This is a genomic window from Brevibacillus sedimenti (assembly GCF_020923495.1).
GTDB lineage: Bacteria > Bacillota > Bacilli > Brevibacillales > Brevibacillaceae > Brevibacillus > Brevibacillus aydinogluensis.
Genome location: NZ_CP064048.1, coordinates 1,650,653 through 1,675,577 on the forward strand (window position 1 = coordinate 1,650,653; position 24,925 = coordinate 1,675,577).

The following is a 24,925-nucleotide window of genomic DNA, read 5'->3' on the forward strand; positions in this document are numbered from 1 at the left end:
CGGCGGTCTTTCCGTTGGCAGGGATTGCATGAGCGAGGGATCGGATTCAACTGGAACTTGCCTTCGATCTGTGCGAAAATAGGAACATATGCTTTCGTTCGGGAGCGCTTTGACAGGCAAGAAAGGTGGACGTATACATATGGCAACAATTGACCGAATTTTAGCTGGACTGAATCCGCAGCAGCGGGAAGCGGTCCTGACCACGGAGGGGCCGGTGCTGATTCTGGCGGGTGCGGGCAGCGGCAAGACCAAGGTGCTGACCCAGCGCATCGCCTACCTGATCAGCGAAAAACAGGTGGCGCCGTGGAGCATCCTCGCCATTACCTTCACCAACAAGGCGGCGCGGGAAATGCAGAGCCGCGTGGCGTCCATCGTCGGCGCGGGAGCGGAGGACATCTGGATCTCGACGTTCCACTCGCTGTGCGTGCGGATATTGCGGCGGGACATCGACCGCCTGGGGATCAGCCGCAGCTTCTCCATTCTTGACGCGGGCGACCAGCTGTCCGTCATCAAGCAATGCCTCAAGGAATTGAATCTCGATCCGAAGAAATACGAACCGCGCGCCATCCTGGCGGCAATCAGCGGAGCGAAAAACGAGCTGACGGACCCGGCGGCGTACGCCAAACGGGCGGCCGATCCGTACAGCCAGGTCGTGGCCAGGGTGTACGAGGCGTACCAGAAAAAGCTGAAGAGCAACCAGTCGCTGGACTTCGACGACCTGATCATGACGACGGTCCGGTTGTTCAAGGAAGTGCCGGAAGTGCTGGAATACTACCAGAAAAAGTTCCGCTACATCCATGTGGACGAGTACCAGGACACCAACCGGGCCCAGTACATGCTGATTTCCATGCTGGCCGACCGCTACCGCAACGTCTGCTGCGTCGGGGACGCCGACCAGAGCATTTACAAGTGGCGCGGCGCGGACATTTCCATCATTTTGAACTTTGAAAAGGACTATCCGGAAGCGAAAATGATCAAACTGGAGCAAAACTACCGCTCCACCAAGACGATTTTGCAGGCGGCCAACCAGGTAATCGCCCACAATGTCATGCGCAAGGAGAAAAAGCTCTGGACGGAAAATCCGACCGGGGAAAAGATCGGCTGCTATCAGGGTGATTCCGAGCACGACGAGGCGTACTTCATCGTGGACACGATCAACAAGCTGATGCCCGCCTACAAGCGCTACGACAAGTTCGCCGTGCTCTACCGGACCAACGCCCAGTCCCGCGTGGTCGAGGAAGTGTTTATCAAATCGAACATTCCGTACACGATCGTGGGCGGCACGAAATTCTACGATCGCAAGGAAATCAAGGACATTCTCGCCTATCTGCGGGTCATCTCCAACCCCGACGATGACATCAGCCTGGCGCGGATCATCAATGTGCCAAAGCGCAACATCGGGGAGACGACCGTGGAAAAACTGCAGAACTACGCCAGCGCGCACGGCCTGTCGCTTTACGGTGCGATTCAGGAAGTGGGCTACATGGGGCTGCCGACGCGCACGACCAACGCCATCCTCGCCTTTAACGAGCTGATCACCAACCTGATGCAGATGACCGATTACCTGACGGTGACAGAGCTGGTGGAAGAGGTGCTGAAGCGGACCGGCTACCGGGAGGCTTTGAAAGAGGAGAAGACGCTGGAGGCGACCGCCCGTCTGGAAAACATTGAGGAGCTGTTGTCCGTTACCCAGGAGTTTGAGCGGAAAAACGACGACAAGAGCCTGCTCGCCTTCCTCACCGACCTGGCGCTGATTGCCGACATTGACACGCTGACGGAGGACGGGACAGCAGAAGAAGACCCCTCCGCGGAAGGCCAGGTCGTGCTGATGACCCTGCACAGCGCCAAGGGGCTGGAGTTCCCCGTGGTCTTTCTGGTCGGCATGGAGGAAGGGGTGTTTCCGCACAGCCGGGCGCTGTTTGACGAAGGGGAAATGGAGGAGGAGCGCCGCCTCGCCTACGTCGGCATCACCCGGGCGGAAGAGCGCCTCTACCTGACCTGCGCCCGGATGCGCACCCTGTTTGGCCGGACCACGAACAATCCCCCTTCCCGCTTTTTGCAGGAAATTTCCGCAGAACTATTGGACGGCAGCCCGGTGATCGAGGGACGCTTTGCCCGTATCGGGGTGTTCGGCCAGCGGGAAGCGGCTGGTCGGCCGTTTGGCGCGCAGACACAGACGGGGCTGCGATCCGCGACAGGCATGCGGACGGGTGCCTCGCCGTTTGGCCGGCCTGCGCAGTCTGCGGCCAAGCTGCCGGGTCACGGCGCGGCCGCAGGTATCGACTGGAAAGTGGGCGAAAAGGTGAAGCACGGAAAATGGGGCATCGGAACAGTGGTCAAGGTGAAGGGAAGCGGAGACGACATGGAGCTGGACATCGCCTTCCCCAGCCCGATCGGCATCAAGAAACTGCTGGCTAAGTTTGCCCCGATTGAACGAGCTTAACAAAAAGTGAAATATGAAACGGTATAGCAAAGGATGAATGAGATGGACCGATTGACGGCAGAAGCACGAATTCGCGAACTGCGGGAACAAATCGAGCGGCATAACCGTCTGTATTACGTAGAGGACCGACCGGAAATTACGGACCAGGAATACGACATGCTCATGCGGGAACTGCAGGATCTGGAAGACCTGTTCCCGGACATGGTGACGCCCGATTCGCCGACACAGCGGATCGGGGGCGAACCGCTGCCCTTTTTTGAAAAAGTGGTGCACAAGACGCCGATGCTCAGCCTGAGCAACGCGTTTGACGACGAGGACCTGCGCGACTTTGACCGGCGCGTGCGGCAGACGGTGGGCAGCCAGACCGTCCACTACGTCTGTGAGCTGAAAATCGACGGGCTGGCCGTCTCCCTGCACTACGAAAACGGCTTGTTCGTCAAGGGGGCGACCCGCGGTGACGGCACCACCGGAGAGGACATCACGCAGAATCTCCGGACGATCCGGTCCATCCCGCTGCGCTTGACCCGGCCGCTGACACTGGAGGTGCGGGGCGAGGCGTACATGCCGCGCAGCGCGTTTGAAAAGCTGAACCGGGAGCGGGAAGAGCGGGGGGAAGCGCTGTTTGCCAACCCGCGCAACTCGGCGGCCGGTTCGCTGCGCCAGCTCGATCCGAAAATTGCCGCGTCCCGCCAACTGGACACGTTTATCTACAGCATCGGCGAGCTGCAGGGGGAGAGCGTGGAGTCGCACAGCGAAGGGCTTAACCTGCTGGAGTCGCTGGGCTTCAAGGTCAACCCGGAGCGACGGGTGTTTGACAACATCGAGGATGTGATCGAATTCGTCCACGGCTGGACGGACAAGCGGCGGAACCTGCCGTACGACATCGACGGCATGGTGATCAAGGTGGACAGCTACGCCCAGCAGCAGGAACTGGGCTTTACCGCCAAAAGCCCGCGCTGGGCGATCGCCTACAAATTCCCGGCGGAAGAGGCGGTCACGATTCTGGAGGGCATCGAGGTGTCCGTGGGCCGCACGGGGACAGTCACTCCGACCGCCCTGCTGAAGCCGGTCAGCCTGGCGGGAACGACGGTCAAACGGGCTTCCCTGCACAACGAGGACATCATCCGGGAAAAGGGGCTGTTGATCGGCGACCACGTGGTGGTCAAGAAGGCGGGGGACATCATCCCCGAGATTGTGGCCGTCCTGCCCGAACGGCGAACCGGCGGGGAAGTGCCGTTTTCCATGCCGACGCACTGTCCGGAATGCGGCAGCGAACTGGTTCGCCTGGACGATGAGGTGGCCCTGCGCTGCATCAATCCGATGTGTCCGGCGCAGATTCGCGAAGGCATCATCCACTTCGTTTCCCGGCAGGCGATGAACATCGAGGGGCTCGGAGAGAAAGTGGTGGCCCAGCTGTTTAACGCCGGCATCATTCACAGCGTCGCCGACCTCTACTATCTGCACCAGCAGCGGGACGTGCTGCTCGGCATGGAGCGGATGGGCGAAAAGTCGGTCGACAACCTGCTGGCGGCAATCGAAGCCAGCAAGGAAAACTCGCTGGAGCGGCTGCTGTTTGGCCTCGGCATCCGCCTCGTCGGAGCCAAGGCGGCGCGCGTCCTGGCCGAACACTTCGGCGACATGGACGCCATCATGCGCGCCAGTGAGGAAGAACTGACGCAGATCAACGAGATCGGACCGAAAATGGCTGCCAGCCTCGTCAACTACTTCCGGCAGCCGCAGGCCGAAGCAGTGATCGAACGGCTGAAGGCGGCAGGCGTCAACATGACCTACAAGGGCGTACGGGCGGAAAGCGGAGCCGACCTGCCGCTGGCCGGTAAAACGATTGTCCTCACCGGCACGCTGTCCAGCATGACCCGCCAGGAAGCGGAAGAAGCGATAACGCGCCTGGGCGGCAAAGTGACGGGCAGTGTCAGCAAAAAGACCGACCTGGTCATTGCCGGTGAAAAGGCAGGCTCCAAACTGGAAAAAGCGGAAAAACTGGGTGTGGCCGTCATGGACGAGGCCGGCTTTTTGCAGCTTTTGGAAGGGAACAACAAGTAGCCATACAGCGGCCACCTGTGTTTGAGAACGGGAAAGGGTGTGGTAAGCATGTATCGCTTGCTGCGTGCGGGAATGGTCATAACGGCGCTGGCGCTTCTGGCAGGCTGCAGCGAGAACGAGCGGAGCAAGCCGGTGACCCCTGCAGTGACAGCGGCCGCCATACCGGGTGACTTGACCTACCAAGACGTTCTGCAAAAAGGGGAAGTGGTGCACAACCTGGCGATGACAGCGGATGCCCGGCAGGTCTGGGTGGGGACCCACTCCGGTCTGTACAGCTCGGCCGGCGGCGGTTTGTGGGGACTTCTCTTCCCGCAGTTGGAGCAGGAGGACGTAGCGGGCTGGTATGTCGATCCGCAGAACCCACGGCAGATCTTCATGGCCGGAAGTGACGGGGTCATGCGCTCCACAGACGGGGGAGAGACGTGGAATCGGGCGGACGAAGGGCTTCCCAAGCCGGCCAATATTCGCAGTTTTATCGGCACACGTGAGGGTGACCAGATCCGGTTGTTTGCCTTTGTCACCGGCGAGGGCATTTACCAGTCGTCTGACGAGGGTGACCAGTGGAAGATGTGGCTGCCGCTGGATCAGGAAGTGTACGCGATGGATTACAATCCGCTGGAAGACCGCCTGTACGTGGCTGCGCAATACAATCTGCTCTATCACGAGAGCGGGCAGTGGTACACGGAAACGGTACCGAATGTGCAGCAGATTTACTGTCTGGCCGTCGACCGGACGACGGGGATACTGGCGGTAGCCACCGAACAGGGCATCATGGAAAAAGAGGACGGAGAGTGGCGACCGCTTGCGGCCAAGGCTCCGGAAAAGCTGATCGTGGTTGCGCCCGGAGCAGGCCCGTACAGGTGGGTGGGCATCGGCGAATCTGCCTTTGTGTACGCACTCACTGATGACAAGTGGACGAAGTGGAACTGACCACCCAGGCGAGAAACAAGGGCGTTATGCCTGTTTGCAAATACAAGGGAGTACTGGTTATGAAAATGAAAAAACAGTCCAAGTTCTATTCACTGGCGTTGACGGCACTCCTGTCGGTTGTCACAGCGGGCTGCTCGTTTTGGCCCGGGGGCGGCCAGAAAAACAACCTGCCGCCCAATCCCACCATCACTTCGGTGGTGGCGGTGTCGGAAGATTACTACGGGAGCATCGTTCCTTACAAACCCAACCAGACACGCGGCATGCTGGCAGGAAACAGCTACCGGATCGATTTCAGCCGTCTGGAGCTGGGGTTGATGGAAATTGCCCGTGATACGTTTCCCACGGACGAGTACCTGTTTCAGGAAGGGCAGCAGATAAAAGCGGAACAGGTCAGCGAATGGATTGCGCAGTACAATATCAAAGCCCCGGACGGAAAAAAGAAGACGGGCTTGCTCGTCAATGTGCTGGAGCACGACTATCTGGAGAAGCAGCAGAAGCAGTTGGCCGGCATGGTGCTCGGCATCTCCCTGTCGCCGATCTACATGGACGCGACGGGCAAGGAGAAGACCTACAATACGGATGAACTGCGCGCCAAAGGGCAGCAGGTGGCCGCCCGCATCGTGCAGGCGGTCCGCGCAGACAATCCGCAGATCCCGATCGTGCTCGCGCTCTACCAGGTGCCGGACAAAAACTCGACGCTGGTGCCGGGCCATTTCATCATGTCGGGAACCGTAAACGCCAATGAGACTGCCATTTCCAAATGGCAGCCCATTAACGAGGAATACTTCCTGTTCCCCAGCGATGTTGCGGAGAAAAATTATGCACAGCAATCGCTGCAGTTCGACAAGTTTAAGCGGCAAACGCAAAACTTCTTCGGAGAATACATCGGCATGACCGGACTTGGTCGATTCATGGGCGGCAAGTTGACGGAACTCACCATTACCGCAACAGCCGAGTACGATTCACGAACAGAGGTGCTGCAGTTCACACAATTTGCTGCAGCTGCGATTGATGAGGCGTTTGACAAAAGCGTGCACGTCAATCTGTACGTGCAGTCGATCAACCGGCCGTTGGCGATTTACATCCGGCCGGCCAGCGGAGAGCCGTACATGCACATCTATCGTCAGTAAAAACGTCCTGTCTATTGGCAAGAAAGCGAGAAATACTTCATATATGAAAATGAAAAAGCCGGTTTTCCCGCGTATACGGGGATGACCGGCTTCTGTTTTCGCAAGCAGCAACTTCATCATGATGAAGATATCAAGTGAAGTAAATAAGGAGACACTTTTGTCTACGTGTGTTCAGATAATTGCACATTTTTGTTCATATCCAATTCCATTTACGGACTGTTGCTTTTCGGTAAAAATGCAAACACTATAGTGGTCTGCAGGTCGTACAAGGTTGGTATGATCCTTGCATATAATTTGTGATGACAATTTGGAGAACATGATAAGGAGGCGTCACAGATGCAAGTGGAATTCAAAAACGAGCCGTTTACCAATTTTAGCTTGCCGGAGAACAAGAAGGCGTTTGAAGAAGCGCTTGCCAAAGTGGAAAGCGAGCTGGGCCGCGAGTACGATCTGATCATCGGCGGCGAGCGCATCAAAACGGAAAAGAAATCCAGCTCCATCAACCCTTCCAATAAAGAACAAGTGATCGGGATCGTTTCCCAGGCCGATCAGGCCCTGGCGGAAAAAGCGATTCAGGTTGCCGCTCAAACCTTTGAGAGCTGGAAAGCTGTTCCGGCGGAAGCGCGTTCCCGCTACCTCTACAAAGCAGCTGCCATTCTGCGCCGCCGCAAACACGAATTTTCTGCGTGGCTGGTCAAGGAAGCAGGCAAGAGTTGGGCAGAAGCCGACGCTGACACGGCGGAAGCGATCGACTTCATGGAATACTACGGACGCCAAATGGACAAACTGGCTCAACGCCATCCGCTGACCCGCATTCCGGACGAAGACAACGAACTGTACTACATCCCGCTGGGCGTTGGCATCGTGATCCCGCCGTGGAACTTCCCGCTGGCGATCATGGTGGGCATGACCACGGCTGCAATCGTAGCGGGCAACACGGTTGTGCTGAAGCCGGCATCCACCACGCCGGTCATCGCTGCGAAGTTCATGGAAATCCTGGAAGACGCAGGCGTTCCGGCGGGTGTCGTCAACTTCGTGCCTGGTTCCGGCAGCGAAATCGGCGATTTCCTCGTGGAGCATCCGCTGACCCGCTTCATCAGCTTTACCGGTTCCCGCGATGTGGGCCTGCGCATTAATGAACTGGCGGCCAAACACCGTCCGGGCCAAAAATGGATCAAGCGCCTCGTTGCCGAGATGGGCGGTAAAGACTCCATCATCGTAGACAACGACTGCGATCTGGAACTGGCGGCGCAAGCCATCGTGACATCCGCGTTTGGCTTCTCCGGTCAAAAATGTTCCGCATGCTCCCGGGCGATCGTTCACCAGGATGTATATGACCAGGTGCTGAACCGCGTCGTGGAGCTGACGAAACAGCTCACCGTCGGCGATGTTCGCAATCCGGAATTCTTCACCGGTCCGGTTGTTGACGAAAAAGCATACAACAAGATTCTCGAATACATCGAGATCGGTAAACAGGAAGGCAAGCTGATGGTCGGCGGCGAAAAAGGACCGGACAGCGGCTACTTCATCATGCCGACCGTATTTGCCGATGTTGATCCGCAGGCGCGCATCATGCAGGAAGAAATCTTCGGTCCGGTGGTGGCCTTTACCAAGGCACGTGACTTTGACCACGCGCTGGAAATCGCCAACAACACCGAGTACGGCCTGACCGGCTCCGTAATCAGCCGCAATCGCGCGCATCTGGAAAAAGCACGCACCGAATTCCACGTGGGCAACCTGTACTTCAACCGCAAGTGCACTGGTGCTCTGGTTGGCGTGCATCCGTTCGGCGGCTTCAACATGTCCGGTACGGACTCCAAAGCGGGCGGTCCGGACTACCTGCTGCTGTTTACGCAGGCCAAACTTGTTTCCGAAAAACTGTAATCAACGAGACGACAAAGGCTGCCCCCATACGGGGCAGCCTTTTTGCTGCTCCAGCCGCTCTTTTCGCCCGCAAATAAAACAAGCCCGTTGAAAAACGGACGAAAGAGTGGCTGGTGACCATTTATTTTGCATAGATGCCAAAAATTTTGGCATTTTCAATGATGTCTCTGTGATTGTTCATGTTACTTTTTGGATGGGGAGTAGAAGCGATAGTTGTTTCGCCCGCTGCTCTTGGCCTTGTACAGAGCCTGGTCCGCGTGGCGCAGCAGTTGATCCGTGTCAGTGCCGTCGTGGGGAAAGAAGGCGATACCGATGCTGGTGGTGATGGAAAACTGTTGCTTGGCAATCAACCACGGCTGCTGGAGCACGTCCAGGATGCGGGCTGCCACTTTGGCCGCCTCTGTCTCCGATTCCAGGGATGTCAGCAGGATAACGAATTCATCGCCGCCGAGGCGGGCGACCGTGTCCACATCCCGTACGCACGATGTCAGGCGTTTGGCCATCACCTGCAAAAACTGGTCGCCGACGTCGTGGCCCCAGGTGTCGTTGATATCCTTGAAGTTGTCACAGTCGAGGAACAAGACGGCCAGGAGTTGATTCGAACGCTTTGCCTTGGCGATGGCCTGCTGCATGCGATCCAGCAGCAAGCGTCGGTTGGGAAGGCCGGTGAGCATGTCGTGGTACGCCATGTGCGCCAGCTGTGATTCCAGTTTTTTGCGTTCAGTGATGTCCCGCGTCACGGCAAACACGTGGGTGCAAACGCCATTGCTGTCGCAGATCGGGGTGAGGATGGTTTCACCGACGAGTTCGCCGTAGGTGGTGAAATGGGTTGCCGTTCCGCTCGCCACCGCCTGCCGGTACATGCTGTTGAGGACGGCTGCCTTTTCTTCCGGATTGACCTCTTCGATCAGCTTTCCGTATGCCGCTTCCGTCAGACCAGCCGCCTGCATGGCGGCCGGGTTCATCAGCACGTAGCGAAAACGTGGTCCTTCTTCGACTGCCATGAGAAATACCATATCGGACATATGTTCAAAAAAACGGGTCAGCACGCTGCCGTACTGATTGATCAGCACCTCAATGTCTTGTTGTCCCATGCCCCGGTCTCTCCTGTAGGTAAGCTTGTACCGCCATTATAGTATAGCAATCGCCCACCTCAAAATGATGAGACCATGGTCGGAGTCCGGGCTTTACGGCCCGTGTAAAGAAATGGTACAGTAGGGTTATGACCTTTGAACGGAACCATGAGGAGTTGTCATATGCGTAAGAAGCTGCTTCCCGGCTTGATACACCGCCTGCCGCAGAATGCGCTGTCGCGGACGATGGGGAAAATCACCGCATCCCGTTTCAGCCGGCTGGCGATTCGCCATTACATCCGCCATTACAAGATCGATCCGACCATTATGGAAAAGCCGGTTCATGAATATCGCACGCTGAAGGAATTTTTTACGCGCCGCCTGAAACCGGGGGCCCGTCCGATTGCTCCGGGAACGGATGTCGTCATCAGCCCCGTGGACGGAACGGTATCGCAAATGGGGGACATTCGCGAGGGGACGCTGATTCAGGCCAAAGGCAAGCAGTACAGCCTTGCCGAGCTGTTGGGCGACGCTCCGGAAATGGCGGAACGCTTCTACGGCGGCAGGTTCATCACGATCTACTTGAGTCCGCGTGACTATCACCGCATCCACATGCCGGTGACAGGCAAACTGCTCCGCTACACGTACGTGCCGGGGCGCCTGTATCCGGTCAACCAACTGGGGATTGAACACGTCGACAGGCTGTTCGCCCGCAACGAGCGCCTCGTCACCTACATGAAGACGGAACAGATGGGCTGCGTCGCGCTGGTCAAGGTGGGTGCCCTGTTTGTCGGCAGCGTAAAAGTCGTGTACAACACCGCCACGACCAACGTCAAACACGGCCGGCAGACGAGCGGTCCGATCCAGGGAGAGCCCTGTCTCGACAAGGGAGACGAACTGGGCTGGTTTGAATTCGGGTCCACCGTCATCCTGCTGTTTGAATCCAGACAGCTGGAATGGGCGGACAACGTTTCCATCGGCAGCACGGTGCTGATGGGACAAAAGCTGGCACAACTGAAAGCAAGCGAATAACCAGGCAGTGAATGCTAAACGCAAGCCCGAGAGCACGCTCTCGGGTTTGTTTGTCTTTTCATATGATCTCCGCTCATAATCGAAAAATCCCGGCTGAAATTGACTGAACCTGCTCTTTTCAAGTAAGATCAAAGTTATGTGATAGTTTCGGAGGTGGAATGGATGAGCGCCATTACCCGCAGGGAAGTGGAGCATGTAGCCAACCTCGCCCGCTTGAAGCTGACCGAAGAAGAAGCGGAGCGATACACGAAAGACCTGAACGCCATTTTGGAATTCGCCGCCAAGCTGAACGAGCTGGACACGTCCAGCGTTGAGCCGACCAGCCACGCGACCGACGTGAAGAATGTCATGCGCGAGGACGTGAACCGTCCGTCCCTCTCGCGCGAAGATGCGCTGAAAAACGCGCCCGACCACGAAGACGGCCAGTTCAAGGTACCGGCTGTATTTGAATAACCGCAGACATACAGGAGAAGGGAGGACACCATTGTGTCGCTGTTTGACAAGCGATTGTCGGAAATACATAGCGCTCTGCGCAAAAAAGAGCTGTCCGTCACCGACCTGGTGCAGGCGTCCATCGCCAGCGTCAAGGAGCACGACGAAGACATCCGTTCCGTTCTGTACGTGGACGAAGAAGGGGCCCTGGCTCAAGCCAAAGCATTGGACGAGCGTCTGGCCAAGGGAGGAGAGGAGCTGGGCCTGCTCTACGGCCTGCCTGCCGGTTTGAAGGACAACATCGTCACCAAAGGCGTGCGCACCACTTGTGCCAGCAAGTTCCTGTCCAACTACGACCCGATTTACGACGCCACCGTCACGAAAAAGCTGAAGGAAGCGGACGCGGTGATTGTGGCCAAGCTGAACATGGACGAGTTCGCCATGGGCGGCTCCAACGAAAACTCCGGCTTTTACCCGGTGAAAAACCCGTGGAATACCGAGTACGTGCCGGGCGGTTCCAGCGGCGGTTCGGCTGCCGCCATGGCATCCCGCCACTTCTTTTTCACGCTCGGCTCTGACACCGGCGGCTCCATCCGCCAACCGGCCGCTTTCTGCGGTGTCGTCGGACTGAAGCCGACATATGGCCGCGTCTCCCGTTTCGGGCTGGTGGCGTTTGCGTCGTCGCTGGACCAGATCGGACCGATTACGAAAAACGTGGAAGACGCCGCCTACGTGCTGCAGGCGATTGCCGGCCACGACGAGTACGACTCCACGTCGGCCAGCGTCGAGGTGCCTGACTACCTTTCCGCATTGACCGGCGAGGTGAAAGGACTGCGCATCGGCGTGCCCAAGGAGCTGATCGGCGAGGGCATCGACCCCGAGGTGCGCGAAGCAGTGCTGGCTGCACTGAAGCAGTTGGAGAGCATGGGCGCCACCTGGAGTGAAGTCTCCATGCCGCACACCGAGTACGCCGTGCCGGCCTACTACCTGCTCGCGTCCTCGGAGGCGTCGTCCAACCTGGCCCGCTTTGACGGGGTGCGCTACGGCGTGCGCGCCGAAAACGCCGACAACCTGATCGAGTTGTACAAGGAGTCGCGCAGCCAGGGCTTCGGACCGGAAGTGAAGCGGCGCATCATGCTGGGAACCTACGCGCTCTCGTCGGGCTACTACGACGCCTACTACAAAAAAGCGCAGCAGGTTCGCACCCTGATTATCCAGGACTTCACCAACGTGTTTGCCGATTTTGACGTGATTTTGCACCCGACCACACCGACCACGGCCTTCAAGATCGGGGAAAACATCGACGATCCGGTCAAAATGTACCTGGAAGACATCTGCACCGTACCGGTCAACCTGGCAGGGCTGCCGGCCATCAGCGTGCCGTGCGGATTTGCCCAAAACGGCCTGCCGATCGGCATGCAGATCGTCGGCAAGGCGTTTGACGAATCCACCGTGCTGCGCGTGGCCCACGCTTACGAACAGGCTGCCGGCCATTATCTGCGCAAGCCGGAACGGGTGAGGGGGTAAGAGAGATGAGCCAGTTTGAAACCGTCATCGGCCTGGAAGTACACGCCGAGCTTTCCACCAACAGCAAAATCTTCTGCGGCTGCCCGACAGAGTTCGGTGCGCCGCCGAATACCCATACCTGCCCGATCTGCCTGGGGCATCCCGGCGTCCTGCCCGTCACCAACAAGCAGGCCGTGGAGTTCGCGATGAAGGCAGCGCTTGCGCTCAACTGCGAAATTTCCCGCGAAACCAAGTTTGACCGGAAAAACTACTTCTACCCGGACCTGCCCAAGGCGTATCAGATCTCCCAATTTGACCAGCCGATCGGCAAAAACGGCTGGATCGAGATCGAAGTCAACGGGGAGAAAAAGCGGATCGGCATCACCCGCCTGCATCTGGAAGAGGACGCGGGCAAACTGACTCACAGCGACTTCGGCGATACGCTGGTCGACTTTAACCGCGTCGGCGTGCCGCTGGTGGAGATTGTCTCCGAACCGGACATCCGCTCGCCTGAAGAGGCAAAGGCGTATCTAGAAAAGCTGAAGGCCATCCTGCAGTACACCGGCGTGTCGGACGTGCGCATGGAGCAGGGCTCGCTGCGCTGTGACGCCAACGTCTCCATCCGTCCGGTGGGCCAAAAGGAATTCGGCACCAAGACGGAATTGAAAAACATGAACTCGTTCCGCAACGTGCAGGCGGCACTGGAGTACGAAGTGGAGCGGCAGAAGCAGGTCGTTCTCTCCGGCGGCACGGTCGTGCAGGAAACCCGCCGCTGGGACGAAACCAACCGGAAGACCCTCTCCATGCGGTCCAAGGAAGAGGCGCACGACTACCGCTACTTCCCGGACCCGGACCTGGTGCGGATGCAGATTTCCGAAGAGTGGATTGAAGCCGTGCGGGCTTCCATTCCGGAGCTGCCTGACGCTCGCCAGGCTCGCTACGTGAACGAATACGGCCTTCCGCAAAGCGACGCCGCCGTCATCACCATGTCCAAGGAAACGGCCGACTTCTTTGACGAAACCGTCAAGACGGGCGCTGATCCCAAAGCGGCCGCCAACTGGCTGATGGTGGAACTGCTGGGCTATTTGAACGCCAACAACTTGACGTTGGCCGACGTGAAAATTACGCCGCACGGACTGGGCGAGATGATCAAGCTGATCGAAAACGGCACGATTTCCTCCAAGATCGCCAAGACCGTCTTCAAGGAGATGGTGGAGACCGGCAAGGAGCCGAAACAGATCGTCGAGGAAAAAGGGCTGGTGCAGATCAGCGACGAAGGCGCCCTGCGCCAGATCGTCCAGGACGTGGTCAACGCCAACCCGCAGGCTGTCGCCGACTACAAGGCCGGCAACGAGAAGGCCGTCGCCTTTTTCGTCGGTCAGGTAATGAAGCAGACCCGCGGCAAAGCAAACCCGCCGATGGTCAACAAGCTCTTGCGGGAAGTGCTGCAAAACGCGTAAGATACAGACGGACAAAACAGGGACACGCTTTCTCATTGAGGAGCGTGTCCCTTTTTGTTGCGCGGGAACAGAGATCCGCTCCTGGTATTTTGTCAGCGACCGATGGGCATTTTGCACCTGGGCAGAAGTAGTTAATCGTAGGATAAAGGTGAAAACCATTATGTATATCATCGGGACCCTGTCGGTGTGCAACGCTTTGGAATCCAACAGTATTCACCCAAAAAAATAACACCCGTTAATTGGGTGCTTTTTAATCAAATCGAGCGACGGGTAAACAAATCATAAATCAAGGGCATGCATGGACCTTCTCGTTCATTTACAGATGAACCTATTATTTGATGCTAAAAACAGTTAGCAACTACATTCGTGAGATTAAAGAAATCTAATAATGCATCCTTCACAGATTTAGATAATCCTTCAGAAGCTTTGTCCAAAGCTTTTGAAATTGATTTCTTTCTGGAAAAACCATTGTACCGGAATTCATCATAATATTTTTTTATCGTCTTTACTGCTTTTGTAGTTCCCCCAAGAGCTTTGATAGCTGATTTAATTTTTGTTATTTTAGTGAATGAAAATGCATTGGTTACCAAAGCTATTCCCACTGCAGCAATACATCCTGCAACGCTTCTGGAAACTTTAAGATTTGGTTTTACCTCGCTAAAGTGTAAATTATCTTCACTGTCTACAGTAACGTATAGTCCGGTTGTTTCCTGGAACCATATCGCAGTTGCTTGAGGGCCTTGATCCAAAACACTTTGTGGAATATCTTCAATCGCTTGAAGAATAACAGTGGTTTGATCAAAGACTTCATTATCAATTAACTGTTCTGCTGGCAGGTTTTCATTCTCATCCGCATTGGCAACGTTAGGAACTACAGTAACAAAGAGACAAAATGACAAGAAACACAACAGAAACTTTTTAACCTGCAAAAGCCTTCTCTCCCTTACTAAAAATTATTACTCTGCGTAACTTAAACATATCAATAAAAATAGAATTTTTTCAAGAGTTTTTCGTATAATATTATACAGAAAAGGAGGATATTTGTAATGAAAGACAATTTATCCCTGGTAGGCGCCATATGCCTGTTAATCGTGACGATCGTTAATTTTTCGACTGACAATCAACTGATTACAGGAACAGTCGGCGGAATTCTATTTCTGTTTGTGTTGATTCTTAACATAAAATCAAGGCTGGATAATAAAAAAGCAAACAAAAAGTAACGAGGAGCGTTTTCAATCCTGAGAAGCATCTCTGACAGACCGGCTGCTGTTGTGTTGATACAAGCGTTTGCCGTCAAGGCAGGAAGTCCTTGTTTGAATTGTAAGATTGTGCCCGCTCCCCTATAATGAAAAGGGACAATGTGTGGAGGAGGAGGGCATGGAAATGAACATCGTGTCCGTCACGGGAGAAAGCGTGCCGCCGAGCAAAGGTGGGTCGCCTGCCGATACATTTGAACGATCCATCGCGACCTGTGAGGTGAACGGACAGCAGAGAACGGTCACCGTCACCTACGTTCGCTACTTTGAAAAGGTGCTGGCCGAGCGGGGCATCTACGATCAGGATGCGGAGGGCATTCCGGTCAACCGGCTGGTGGCCGTGCTCTTCTTGGAAAAACACCCGGATGAGCGGGGAAACCGCCACTACATCAACGACACCGACAAGTTTCTGTCGCTGTTTGCCGGATTTTCGCTGGAAGATTTCAAACGAAAACACGTTGGATTATCCCTTGCGTAACTTGCAAGGGTTTTCTTTTATTTGTCCGTATACCGTACTCTCAGGGGACATCGGCCAGTTGATTTCATATATAATGGATGATAAGCCAAATATTCTCGTGGTGTTGCTAGTGGATCAGAAAGGAGAGCAGTCAGTGATCGAAGTAGATCAGGTCAGCAAACGATTTGGCAACGTCGCGGCAGTGCGGAACGTGACGTTTTCCGTCTCCTCCGGCGAAGTGTACGGGCTGCTCGGTGAAAACGGCGCAGGCAAAACGACGACGATGCGCATGATGGCGACCATCCTGCAGCCAACCGAGGGAGATATTCGAATCGGGGGATATTCTGTCCGCACCCAGCCGGTGGAAGTTCGCCGGCGTATCGGCATTCTGTTCGGGGGTGACGTGGGCCTGTACAACCGGCTGACGGCGCGGGAAAACATCGCCTATTTCGGCAGGCTGTACGGTCTGACGGGGCCGCGCCTGGACCAACGCATCGATCAGTTGAGCCGGATGCTTCAAATGGAGGCGTTTATCGATCGGCGGGTCGGCGGGTTTTCCCGGGGGATGAAGCAAAAAGTAGCGATCGCCCGCACACTGGTGCACGATCCTGACGTGATACTGCTGGACGAACCGACGACCGGACTGGATGTGACGGCGGCCAACATGTTTCGGCGCATGGTGACGATGCTCCGGGAAGAGGGAAAGACTATCCTGTTCTCCAGCCACAATATGGGGGAAATTGAAAAGCTGTGCAGCCGCATCGCGATCATTCACAAGGGAAGCATCCGCTATGCGGGTACGGTGGCAGCGCTTCGAGAGCGCTGCGGCATGAATGACTTGGACGATATCTTCATGGCGATGGTCGAGGAGGGCAGACATTGATGGACAAAAATGTCGTGTGGACCATATTCGCCAAGGAGATGCTCGATCTGCTGCGTGACCGCAAGACCTTGATCGGCACGTTTCTCATACCGCTTGTCGTGATACCGTTTGTGTTCTTTTTGCTCAGCATGTCGTACAGCAACGTGGAAAAGGAAGCGCGCTCCTACGTACCGATCGCCGTTGAAGGCACGTCGAAACTGGTGGATCATCTCCGCTCTCAGCCAGGCGTCCGCATCCTGTCGCCGGACAGACCGATGGAGGCGCTGAAGGCGGGAGAACTGCGGGCAATTGTGACCATCCCTGATCATTTCGACCAGGTACTGCGGAGCGGGGGGAGAGTCCAGCTGCATGTCGCCTACGACAACACCAACCAAAAGTCGGTGTACGCAAAAAGCGTGATCGACAGCGCAGTGCAGCAGTACAGCTCCGACATCGTCAGCATGCGGCTCAGGCAGGCGGGTTTGTCTGTGGAAGCGATCGAGCCAATTGAAACGACGTACGAAAACGCTGCGTCCGACGAACGGCAGACCGGCGGCATTCTGGCCGGGATCATTCCCCTGATGGTGGTGCTGTCGCTCGCTTCCGGCGGGGTGGCGGCCGCCACCGATCTGGTCGCCGGCGAAAAAGAGCGGGGCACGCTGGAATCGCTGTTGACCACTCCGATTGCTGCCAACCAGATCCTGACGGCCAAGCTGCTGGCGGTCATGGTGATGAGCTGCATCAGCGCCACCGCCTCGCTGCTGTCCCTCTCGTTTGTGTTTCGGTGGGGACCTCTGAAGGTGGACGGGACCGACCTTTCTTTCGGCTTTTTGTCCCCGGCCTCACTTGCAGTGCTGGCGGCGACCATTGTGCTGCTGGCCGCCTTGTTCGCTGGGCTGGAGCTGACGCTCAGCACCGTCGCCAAATCGTTTAAGGAGGGGCAGACCTACATGACCGGCGTCGTCATCCTGGCGATGATTCCGTCCTACATGTTGATGCCCATCCACCCTGTAGACATTCCTGCGCTGTACTACGTCTTGCCGGTCTTCAACGGGGTGGCCTTGTGCAAGGAGGCGTTTTACGGTGAGGTCGATCCCTTGCACACCTTGATCGGACTGGGGACGTCGCTGCTCTACGTGACCGCCATCATCGCCGCGACCGCCCGTCTGTTCCGCCGGGAAGGAGCGGTCGTGAGATAGTTCGTGAGATATTGACGCCGGGCGGCGGATGCCGTTCAATGTCGGCAGTTCGCTTGGCCCGGCGCACCTTTTTTGTCTTCGCCGTTCAGCAGCAGTTGCGGTGAGAGGGGATACGGCATGCTGCCTACTTAACCACGGAGTCGCTTATCACCAGGGAGTCGCGAATCAGCCAACCGGCGCCGATTACACCGGCATCGTTGCCCAACGTTGCGGGCAGGATTTCGGTCGACTCCGCTACGTGAGAGAACGGAACAAACCGGCGGAACGACTCGCGCACCCGGGAAAAGAGAAACTCGCCGGCTGCCGCGACGCCGCCCCCGATAATGAACTTGGCCGGGTTGAGTGTAGCCGCCAGATGGGAGAGGGCCAGACCCAGATAGAAAGCGACTTGGTCGGTGATCGCCAGGGCGGCAGCATCTCCCGCCTTGGCAGCATCCAAGACGTCCTTGGCCTTGATGTCGCCTTGGCGGGCGAGTGTTTCTGCCAGGAGCGGGCTTGTCCCCTCTTGCGCGGCTTTTAGGCCTTCACGGATGATCGCGGTGGCGGAGGCGTACGTCTCCAGACAGCCGGTCTTGCCGCAGTTGCAGGCCGGACCTCCCTCGGGCACCATCGTGATGTGGCCGATTTCACCGCCTACGCCATGGATGCCGTTGACCACCTTGCCGTGCAGGATCACGCCGCCGCCAACGCCAGTGCCCAGTGTGATCAGAACCATATCTTTGGCACCCTGTCCGGACCCCCGCCACATCTCGCCAAGCGCGGCAGTGTTGGCGTCGTTGTCGACAGCCACCGGCAGGCCGATGAGCGCTTGCAGTTTGTCGCGCAGCGGTACGGGGCGCTTCCAGTGCAGGTTTACCGCTTGATAGACGATGCCGTTGGCCGCGTCGACCGGACCGGGAATCCCTACGCCGATGCCGGCCACCTGTTCCTTGGAAAAGCCATGCTGGTGCAACATGCTCGTTGCCATGTCCACCACTTTTTGCAGGACGCTGTCTTCGCCGTCCGCCACGGGTGTCGGCTCCTGGGTTTTGGCAAGGATGTTGCCCTCCGTGTCGAGCAGGGCCATTTTGATTGCTGTTCCTCCTACGTCAACGCCTACGATGATGGGTTTCACACAAGCTCCTCCTATCTCCTCCGATTGTAATCTTTTCCTATCCTCTTATGATAACATGTCGGGTACAGCATAGCGATTCCCAAAAATGGCTATACAGGATATGATGAAAAGAGAGAAGCCATGAGCGAGTACAGGAAGAAGGGACATGCGTTGAAACGTGCCAGATTGATTTACAACCCCAGCTCCGGCCGGGAAATCGTGCGCCGGCGGCTGCCGGACATTCTGGAACTGCTGGAGTCTGCCGGCTACGAGACGTCGTGCTACGCGACAAAAGGGGAAGACGACGCCACCGAAGAAGCGGAACGGGCGGTCAAGCGCGGCTTTGACGTGATCATCGCCGCCGGCGGAGACGGCACCATCTACGAGGTGGTGAACGGCATGGCCGGAAAGCCCGCACGGCCCGCTCTCGGCATCATCCCCTGCGGAACGAGCAACGATTTTGCGCGTGCTCTCGGCATTCCCAAATCAATTACTCGTTCCTGCAAGATCATCGCAGCAGGAAAGCGGAAGCGGGTGGACGTCGGCCGCATCAACAACCGGTATTTTATCAACATCGCCGGCGGCGGGTCGCTGACCAACCTGACCTACGAAGTGCCCAGCAAGCTGAAAACCCTTCTGGGCCAATTGGCTTACTATGTCAAGGGACTGGAAAAGCTGCCGTCGCTTCATCCCATCCGCGTCAAACTGGAGACGCGGGACAAAGTGCTGGTCGACGAAGAAATCATGATTTTCCTGATCACCAACAGCCATTCGGTCGGCGGTTTCGACCGGCTTGCCCCCAACGCCGACATCTCCGACGGCAAGCTGGATTTGATCGTCGTCAAAAAAGTTGGCCTGGGCGATTTTATCCGCCTGGCGGCACAGGCTATACGAGGGGAGCATGTAAAAGACCCCAACCTGCTGTATTTTCAAACCGACTACATCAAGGCGACATCCCCGTCAGGCGAGACGGTTCAGCTCAATCTGGACGGGGAACTGGGCGGCGAGCTTCCGTGCGTATGCGAAGCGCTGCCAGGGCATCTCGAATTGTTTGTACCGTGAGCCAGTGAGGTCAGGCCCCTCGCCATGACGCGGTCAAAGGCGGCGGGGAACCCCTTCTGTTTTTCAGTATGAAAGTGAAAAGGAGCAACAGTAGTGGCCAAGACAGCAAAGAAGCGACGCGGAACGGCGGTCAAGCCGGAGCTTGACCTGCCGGTCCGCGTCGGACAAACCGTAGAAGTGGAGATAACCGGACTCAATCACGAAGGTGCAGGCGTCGGCCGGGTGGACGGCTACACCCTGTTCGTGCAGGGAGCGCTGGCCGGAGAGCGGGTGCGTGCACGGATAGAGCACGTGAAAAAAAGCTACGGCTTTGCCTCGCTGCTGGACGTGATCGAAGCCAGTCCGCACCGCGCCCAGCCGCCCTGTCCGGTGTATGACCGTTGCGGCGGCTGTTCGCTGCAGCACCTCGCCTATGAGGAGCAGATCCGGCACAAGCAGCAGATCGTCAAAGACAACCTGCGCCGGATTGGCGGCTTTCCCGTGGACGGGGAAGGAGCGGTCGTCGTCCATCCGACGATCGGGATGAGCGATCCGTGGCGCTACCGCAACAAAGCCCAGGTGCCGATCGGCGAGCAGAATGGGGCGCTGGTGGGCGGCTTTTACGCCGAGCGCTCCCACGAGATTGTCGACATGGACGAATGCCTGATCCAGCACCCGGCCAACGACGAAGCGGTCGCCGCCGTCAAGCGGATCGCCGCCCGGCTGGGCATCCAGCCGTATGATGAAGTGCGCCATACCGGCCTCCTGCGCCATGTGGTGGCCAAGGTGGGGGCGCGTACAGGCGAAGTGATGGTGGTGCTGGTGACGACAGAGGAATTCATCCCGCAGCGAGAGATGCTGATCGAGTCCATCCGCGCCCAGGTGCCGGGTGTGACCAGCATCGTGCAAAACATCAACCCGGACAAGACCAATGTCATTTTCGGCAAAACGTCGATTACGCTTTGGGGCAGCGACGTGATCTACGACTACATTGGCCCGATCAAATTTGCCATCTCTACCCGCTCGTTCTACCAGGTGAATCCGGTGCAGACGGAAGTGCTGTACAACAAAACACTGGAGTACGTCGGCGCCACCGGGACAGAAACGGTGATCGACGCCTATTGCGGCATCGGGACAATTTCGCTCTTTCTGGCGCAAAAATCCCGTCACGTCTACGGCGTGGAGATCGTGCCGGAAGCGATCGCCGACGCCAAGCGCAATGCCGAACTGAACGGCATCGCCAACGTCACCTTTGAAACCGGCCCGGCCGAGGTGGTCATCCCTGCGTGGAAAGACCAGGGCATCCGCCCCGACGTGATCGTCGTCGACCCGCCGCGCAAAGGCTGCGACGAGGCGCTGTTGACAACCATTTTGCAGATGAAACCGCAGCGGGTGGTGTACGTCTCCTGCAACCCGTCGACGCTGGCCCGGGATTTGAAGGTGCTGGCGGAGCTGTACGAGCTGAAGGAAGTGCAGCCGGTGGATATGTTCCCGCATACGGGGCATGTGGAGGTGATAGTAAAACTTGAAAGAAAAGATACAGTCAACTAAACTGTACCTAATTTAAGGGGAGAGGGTGGGAAAGATTGTAGTGAATCTTAATCTTTCCGCCCTCGAATACTTCAATTTTGTGGATAAGCCTTTGCAGAACCTGCTTTAATACTTGTTCATCATCAATGTCAAGCTTAATGAAGCGTTCAACTTCTTTCATAAAGGCTTGCAACTGTTCATTAAAGTCTTTTCTTGATTCTAAAGCGGATTTCAGTTCAGCCTTCTTGTTCGCTAGGGCTTGCTGTTGTTTGGAAATACGTTCATTTTGCTGTTTGAATTGTTCTGTAGTTATCGCCCCCTCAACATGAAGACCTAACAACTTGTCAAAGCGTTTGTCTAGTTCAACTAACTGTTTGTCAATCCGCTTCAGTTCTCTTCTGATAGAGGACTGTAAAATGTTAGCTTTTTCCTCAGCCAGTCCGTAAAAGCGTTCTATTCTTACACTGTCCTGTATTAACGCTCTGAGGTCATTTTTGACCGCTTGTAATAAGGCTTGTTCGGGTCTGTCAATGATTTTGTGTAAACTCCAATAGCCGTTAGGCTCAGCGGAGATATGGTTGAACTCGCTCCGGAAACTGAACGGACAGTTGTAACAGAATTTGGCCCCAGTTCTGAACTCTCCCCGTCCACTTTCGTAACACATCCATGGTTGCCAGGTAGAGCATTTTGAGCAGGGCTTCGTCTGTAGGGAAAATGGCTTTTCCTTTGGTGACTTTTCTCAGTTGGCGATGGTAGCTCTCAATGACATTGGTTGTGTAGATCAGTTTGCGAATTTCGGGTGAGTACTTGAAGAAGGTGGAGATTTCCGCCCAGTTCGTACGCCAGGAACGGACAATAAGGGGGTACTTTTGTCCCCACGTCTGCTCGAATTGATTCAGTTCTTCCAAGGCGGCCTCTTCCGTGGCCGCTTTATAAATCGGCTGCAGGGCCGACGTGATCTTCTTGATGTCTTTGTAGGAAACGTATTTGATCGAGTTGCGAATCTGGTGGATGATGCACTTCTGGATTTCCGTGATGGGATAGCAAGCGGAAATGGCCTCGGAGAAGCCGCGAAGATTGTCCACACAGGTAATGAGGATGTCTTGCACGCCCCGGTTTTTCAACTCGTTTACGACATGAAGCCAGAACTTTGCCGATTCATTTTCCCCGATCCAGATGCCAAGTACATCTTTGTGGCCTTCCAAGTCAATGCCAATGGCCATGTAGGCGGCTTTGTTGACGATGGCACCGTCTTGTTTCACCTTGAAGTGAATGGCATCCAGGAACACGACCGCATATACAGCCTGCAAAGGACGGTTTTGCCATTCTTTGATCAGCGGGACGATCTTGTTGGTCACGTTGGAGATGAGGGTAGGAGAAACCTCGATGCCGTAGAGCTGCTGCAGGTGATCCTGAATGTCGCGGGTAGAAACACCCTTGGCATACATGGCAATGATTTGGTCTTCGATACCCGTCACGTTCGTTTGGTTCTTTTTGACGATGGTCGGCTCAAACTCACCGGCCCGGTCACGCGGAACCTGAATGTCCACATCGCCGTACTCGGAACGCACCTTTTTCTTGCTGTAGCCGTTCCGGCTGTTGGTGGTTTTCTTGTTTTTCGTGTCGTGCTTGGCGTAGCCAAGAGATGTCTCCAGTTCGGCTTCCAGCATCTCTTGAAGGGTGTCGGCAAACAACTCCTTCAGGGCCGATTGGACGTCTTCCACCGATTGCATGTTCTTTTCCTTGATCCACTGCTTGAGTTGCTCTTTGGTCATCAGGCTCATGGGCTCTCCCAACCTTTCTTAGAATTCATTGTACTCTATTTTGAAGGTTAGGAGTTTACACAAAATAGTTTATAGACTCGCTTGTTCTTCGATGATATGGGAGGAACAATATAAGGAAGTGTATTTTACATAGCCCCCGCACACATATGCCCCATTACGTCTATCAGGTTTGAAGTGCATACCGCTTTTACAGTCAGCACACTTAGCAATATGAGCAAACAGGCTTTCTTTCCCGTTACTTTTACGCTCGCCTTTCTTTTTCATTAGTTCCTGAACGGCTTGAAAGTCATCCTCTGTAATAATGGCAGGGTGGGCATTTTCAATGACAATCTGTTTGTCAGGCTCAACTTTACGTCTAATCTTGTAAAGTTCAGATTCAGCTAGAATACCTGTAGTTTCTTCTCGATGGAAGACAAGTTTACCGGTATATACAGGATTAGACAAGATGCCCTTAATAGTATTTTGATGCCATTTTGTTCCCGCATTAGCCGCCCCGGAAACTGTTCTAGGAGTGGGAACACCTTTCCTCATCAGGTAGTTGCTGATTTTAAACATACCCCAACCTTCATGTAGGTAGAGTCTGAATATCTCCTTTACTATTGGAGCGGTGGTTTCATCGACTTCTAGCCGTTTGGTAACAGGATTAACAGTGTAACCGTACGGGGGTAATGATACTATACGTTTACCTTGTCTAGCACTGGACTGTAAGCCTAGTTTAATCCGTTCAGACAGTTTAGAGTTTTCTTCTTCGGCTAGGATTGCCTTCAAATTAAACATCAGTCTACTTTTGCTTGTTTCAGTGTCGTAGTTATCTTCGGGCAATATCAAACGGATGGAAGTGCTCTCCAATTGATAGGCTATTTCCATACCTTTTCGAGTGTCTCGCGCTAGACGTGAAACGGATTTAGCAATAACAACGTCAAATTTTTTCTTCTTCGCGTCATCCAATAAGCGTAAAATCTCATTACGATTTTTCAAACCTGAACCGCTTATTCCATTATCAATGTACTGACCAACAACCGTAAAACCGTTTTCCCTAGCTATGCTTTCTGCAAGGGCAATTTGATTTTGCAGACTGTTCTGCTGTTCCTCCCTCCGTGTACTGACACGTGCATAGATAGCACACCTCATCTATTTCGCCACTCCTTTCGTTTCAGAAGGAATGGCATTTGCTCTATCCTCATCGTAGGGATTCATGATAATTTTGTCAATTTGACCACTTAGTATGGATAGTAAAATGTCCTCAAGGTTAGCTGTTCCCGTAAAGTTTCGTTCAATTATCATTCTTTCATCCCCCCTACAGGGAGTGGTCGTTCCATGTCGGAGAAAAGTTGCGGCAACGAAAAAAGGGAAGGATGTAGTTTTTTGGTGCTTTATTCCTATGTATTCTTACAGTCAGTAAGGTAGGTTAAAGTGTGCAACGTGCTACTTAAACAACAACCAATCAAGCTACCATACAGTTAGCAGTCCGTATTGAAGTACTAGCATTGATTCATCATTTTCCCCACCTTCGGTGGGGGCGCTTATTTTGACTTTTCAAATGGTGGGGTAGCCCTCCGCTTCGCTCCGGTCTACACCCACGGGTTTCGCTTCGCTCACCCAATATCTCTTCTCTGGGCTTTATTTATGATCAAACAAGAGAAAAGGTGGTTTAGGAAACTTTAACTCCCCCCATTTTAGGGGGAGAGTAAGGAAACAGGTGGTTTGAGGTTTCCTACATGACATCTGACGTGCCCAGGTACGGCTTTACCA

21 protein-coding genes are annotated in these 24,925 nt (G+C 55.4%); 14 read left to right on the forward strand and 7 right to left on the reverse strand.

Features of this window, described 5'->3' with window-relative positions; genetic code table 11:
• The first annotated feature begins 139 nt into the window (after positions 1 to 139).
• The 5 genes from pcrA (at position 140) to pruA (ending at position 8,448) form a co-directional block, all read left to right on the forward strand.
• Positions 140 to 2,443 (forward strand): DNA helicase PcrA, encoded by a 2,304-nt coding sequence (pcrA, locus tag IRT44_RS08150; protein ID WP_212132183.1) that lies wholly within the window; start codon positions 140 to 142, stop codon positions 2,441 to 2,443.
• Positions 2,444 to 2,476: 33 nt separating this feature from the next.
• Positions 2,477 to 4,504: an NAD-dependent DNA ligase LigA gene (ligA, locus tag IRT44_RS08155; RefSeq protein ID WP_376717855.1), complete on the forward strand. Its 2,028-nt coding sequence runs from the start codon at positions 2,477 to 2,479 to the stop codon at positions 4,502 to 4,504.
• A 48-nt stretch (positions 4,505 to 4,552) separates the two neighbouring features.
• Positions 4,553 to 5,434, forward strand: a complete 882-nt coding sequence (locus IRT44_RS08160) for a WD40/YVTN/BNR-like repeat-containing protein (protein WP_171565245.1) — start codon at positions 4,553 to 4,555, stop codon at positions 5,432 to 5,434.
• A gap of 59 nt (positions 5,435 to 5,493) precedes the next feature.
• On the forward strand, positions 5,494 to 6,564 hold the full coding sequence (locus IRT44_RS08165; RefSeq protein ID WP_212132182.1) for a CamS family sex pheromone protein: 1,071 nt from the start codon (positions 5,494 to 5,496) through the stop codon (positions 6,562 to 6,564).
• 336 nt (positions 6,565 to 6,900) lie between these two features.
• Entirely contained in the window at positions 6,901 to 8,448 is a 1,548-nt protein-coding gene (pruA, locus tag IRT44_RS08170) for an L-glutamate gamma-semialdehyde dehydrogenase (protein WP_230077723.1), read from the forward strand.
• 182 nt (positions 8,449 to 8,630) lie between these two features.
• Here the strand turns inward: pruA and IRT44_RS08175 are convergent, their stop codons facing one another.
• A complete protein-coding gene (locus tag IRT44_RS08175; protein WP_171565242.1) occupies positions 8,631 to 9,542 on the reverse strand; it encodes a diguanylate cyclase domain-containing protein in 912 nt (303 codons plus the stop codon).
• Between the two features lie 162 nt (positions 9,543 to 9,704).
• Between IRT44_RS08175 and asd the strand changes: the two genes are divergently transcribed.
• The 4 genes from asd to gatB all read left to right on the forward strand — a co-directional run bounded on the left by asd (position 9,705) and on the right by gatB (position 13,951).
• A complete protein-coding gene (asd, locus tag IRT44_RS08180; protein ID WP_230077724.1) occupies positions 9,705 to 10,553 on the forward strand; it encodes an archaetidylserine decarboxylase in 849 nt (282 codons plus the stop codon).
• A 162-nt stretch (positions 10,554 to 10,715) separates the two neighbouring features.
• Positions 10,716 to 11,006: an Asp-tRNA(Asn)/Glu-tRNA(Gln) amidotransferase subunit GatC gene (gene gatC, locus IRT44_RS08185; RefSeq protein ID WP_171565240.1), complete on the forward strand. Its 291-nt coding sequence runs from the start codon at positions 10,716 to 10,718 to the stop codon at positions 11,004 to 11,006.
• A 33-nt stretch (positions 11,007 to 11,039) separates the two neighbouring features.
• Complete coding sequence (gene gatA, locus IRT44_RS08190; RefSeq protein ID WP_171565239.1) at positions 11,040 to 12,512, forward strand: Asp-tRNA(Asn)/Glu-tRNA(Gln) amidotransferase subunit GatA; 1,473 nt, start codon at positions 11,040 to 11,042, stop codon at positions 12,510 to 12,512.
• 5 nt (positions 12,513 to 12,517) lie between these two features.
• Complete coding sequence (gatB, locus tag IRT44_RS08195; RefSeq protein WP_171565238.1) at positions 12,518 to 13,951, forward strand: Asp-tRNA(Asn)/Glu-tRNA(Gln) amidotransferase subunit GatB; 1,434 nt, start codon at positions 12,518 to 12,520, stop codon at positions 13,949 to 13,951.
• A 341-nt stretch (positions 13,952 to 14,292) separates the two neighbouring features.
• On the opposite strand, the gene IRT44_RS08200 is transcribed toward gatB, so the two are convergent.
• Entirely contained in the window at positions 14,293 to 14,880 is a 588-nt protein-coding gene (locus IRT44_RS08200) for a hypothetical protein (RefSeq protein ID WP_230077725.1), read from the reverse strand.
• A 454-nt stretch (positions 14,881 to 15,334) separates the two neighbouring features.
• Between IRT44_RS08200 and IRT44_RS08205 the strand changes: the two genes are divergently transcribed.
• The 3 genes from IRT44_RS08205 to IRT44_RS08215 all read left to right on the forward strand — a co-directional run bounded on the left by IRT44_RS08205 (position 15,335) and on the right by IRT44_RS08215 (position 17,725).
• Entirely contained in the window at positions 15,335 to 15,685 is a 351-nt protein-coding gene (locus IRT44_RS08205) for a hypothetical protein (RefSeq protein ID WP_212132180.1), read from the forward strand.
• Positions 15,686 to 15,818: 133 nt separating this feature from the next.
• Positions 15,819 to 16,547, forward strand: coding sequence for an ABC transporter ATP-binding protein (locus tag IRT44_RS08210; protein ID WP_230077726.1), 729 nt, complete (start codon positions 15,819 to 15,821; stop codon positions 16,545 to 16,547).
• Entirely contained in the window at positions 16,547 to 17,725 is a 1,179-nt protein-coding gene (locus IRT44_RS08215; RefSeq protein ID WP_230077727.1) for an ABC transporter permease, read from the forward strand. Before IRT44_RS08210 ends, IRT44_RS08215 begins: the two co-directional genes overlap by 1 nt.
• Positions 17,726 to 17,849: 124 nt before the next feature.
• Here IRT44_RS08215 and IRT44_RS08220 read toward each other — a convergent pair whose 3' ends face one another.
• Positions 17,850 to 18,839, reverse strand: a complete 990-nt coding sequence (locus IRT44_RS08220; RefSeq protein WP_230077728.1) for an ROK family glucokinase — start codon at positions 18,837 to 18,839, stop codon at positions 17,850 to 17,852.
• 150 nt (positions 18,840 to 18,989) lie between these two features.
• Here IRT44_RS08220 and IRT44_RS08225 point away from each other — a divergent pair, with 150 nt between their 5' ends.
• Positions 18,990 to 19,880 carry a diacylglycerol kinase gene (locus IRT44_RS08225; RefSeq protein ID WP_230077729.1) on the forward strand — a complete coding sequence of 297 codons (891 nt, stop codon included), beginning with the start codon at positions 18,990 to 18,992 and terminating at the stop codon, positions 19,878 to 19,880.
• A gap of 93 nt (positions 19,881 to 19,973) precedes the next feature.
• Entirely contained in the window at positions 19,974 to 21,410 is a 1,437-nt protein-coding gene (rlmD, locus tag IRT44_RS08230) for a 23S rRNA (uracil(1939)-C(5))-methyltransferase RlmD (RefSeq protein WP_230077730.1), read from the forward strand.
• Positions 21,411 to 21,417: 7 nt separating this feature from the next.
• Here the strand turns inward: rlmD and IRT44_RS08235 are convergent, their stop codons facing one another.
• The 4 genes from IRT44_RS08235 to IRT44_RS08250 form a co-directional block, all read right to left on the reverse strand.
• Positions 21,418 to 22,053, reverse strand: a complete 636-nt coding sequence (locus IRT44_RS08235; RefSeq protein WP_230077907.1) for a hypothetical protein — start codon at positions 22,051 to 22,053, stop codon at positions 21,418 to 21,420.
• Positions 21,953 to 23,173: an IS256 family transposase gene (locus IRT44_RS08240; protein ID WP_230076618.1), complete on the reverse strand. Its 1,221-nt coding sequence runs from the start codon at positions 23,171 to 23,173 to the stop codon at positions 21,953 to 21,955. The genes IRT44_RS08235 and IRT44_RS08240 overlap by 101 nt, the downstream gene beginning before the upstream one ends.
• 69 nt (positions 23,174 to 23,242) lie before the next feature.
• The gene (locus IRT44_RS08245; protein ID WP_230077731.1) at positions 23,243 to 24,304 is read right to left on the reverse strand and encodes a recombinase family protein; all 1,062 of its coding nucleotides are present in this window, start codon (positions 24,302 to 24,304) and stop codon (positions 23,243 to 23,245) included.
• Positions 24,305 to 24,457 carry a hypothetical protein gene (locus tag IRT44_RS08250; RefSeq protein WP_230077732.1) on the reverse strand — a complete coding sequence of 51 codons (153 nt, stop codon included), beginning with the start codon at positions 24,455 to 24,457 and terminating at the stop codon, positions 24,305 to 24,307.
• Positions 24,458 to 24,925 lie beyond the last annotated feature (468 nt).

Coding starts and splice junctions, on each gene's coding strand:
- IRT44_RS08175 (WP_171565242.1), bottom strand. CDS start 9,542: ATGGGACAACAAGACATTGAGGTGCTGATCAATCAGTACGGCAGCGTG.
- IRT44_RS08250 (WP_230077732.1), bottom strand. CDS start 24,457: ATGATAATTGAACGAAACTTTACGGGAACAGCTAACCTTGAGGACATT.
- IRT44_RS08205 (WP_212132180.1), top strand. CDS start 15,335: ATGAACATCGTGTCCGTCACGGGAGAAAGCGTGCCGCCGAGCAAAGGT.
- pcrA (WP_212132183.1), top strand. CDS start 140: ATGGCAACAATTGACCGAATTTTAGCTGGACTGAATCCGCAGCAGCGG.
- IRT44_RS08215 (WP_230077727.1), top strand. CDS start 16,547: ATGGACAAAAATGTCGTGTGGACCATATTCGCCAAGGAGATGCTCGAT.
- pruA (WP_230077723.1), top strand. CDS start 6,901: ATGCAAGTGGAATTCAAAAACGAGCCGTTTACCAATTTTAGCTTGCCG.
- IRT44_RS08240 (WP_230076618.1), bottom strand. CDS start 23,173: ATGAGCCTGATGACCAAAGAGCAACTCAAGCAGTGGATCAAGGAAAAG.
- gatB (WP_171565238.1), top strand. CDS start 12,518: ATGAGCCAGTTTGAAACCGTCATCGGCCTGGAAGTACACGCCGAGCTT.
- ligA (WP_376717855.1), top strand. CDS start 2,477: ATGAATGAGATGGACCGATTGACGGCAGAAGCACGAATTCGCGAACTG.
- IRT44_RS08160 (WP_171565245.1), top strand. CDS start 4,553: ATGTATCGCTTGCTGCGTGCGGGAATGGTCATAACGGCGCTGGCGCTT.
- asd (WP_230077724.1), top strand. CDS start 9,705: ATGCGTAAGAAGCTGCTTCCCGGCTTGATACACCGCCTGCCGCAGAAT.
- IRT44_RS08245 (WP_230077731.1), bottom strand. CDS start 24,304: ATGAGGTGTGCTATCTATGCACGTGTCAGTACACGGAGGGAGGAACAG.
- gatC (WP_171565240.1), top strand. CDS start 10,716: ATGAGCGCCATTACCCGCAGGGAAGTGGAGCATGTAGCCAACCTCGCC.
- IRT44_RS08235 (WP_230077907.1), bottom strand. CDS start 22,053: ATGTGTTACGAAAGTGGACGGGGAGAGTTCAGAACTGGGGCCAAATTC.
- IRT44_RS08165 (WP_212132182.1), top strand. CDS start 5,494: ATGAAAATGAAAAAACAGTCCAAGTTCTATTCACTGGCGTTGACGGCA.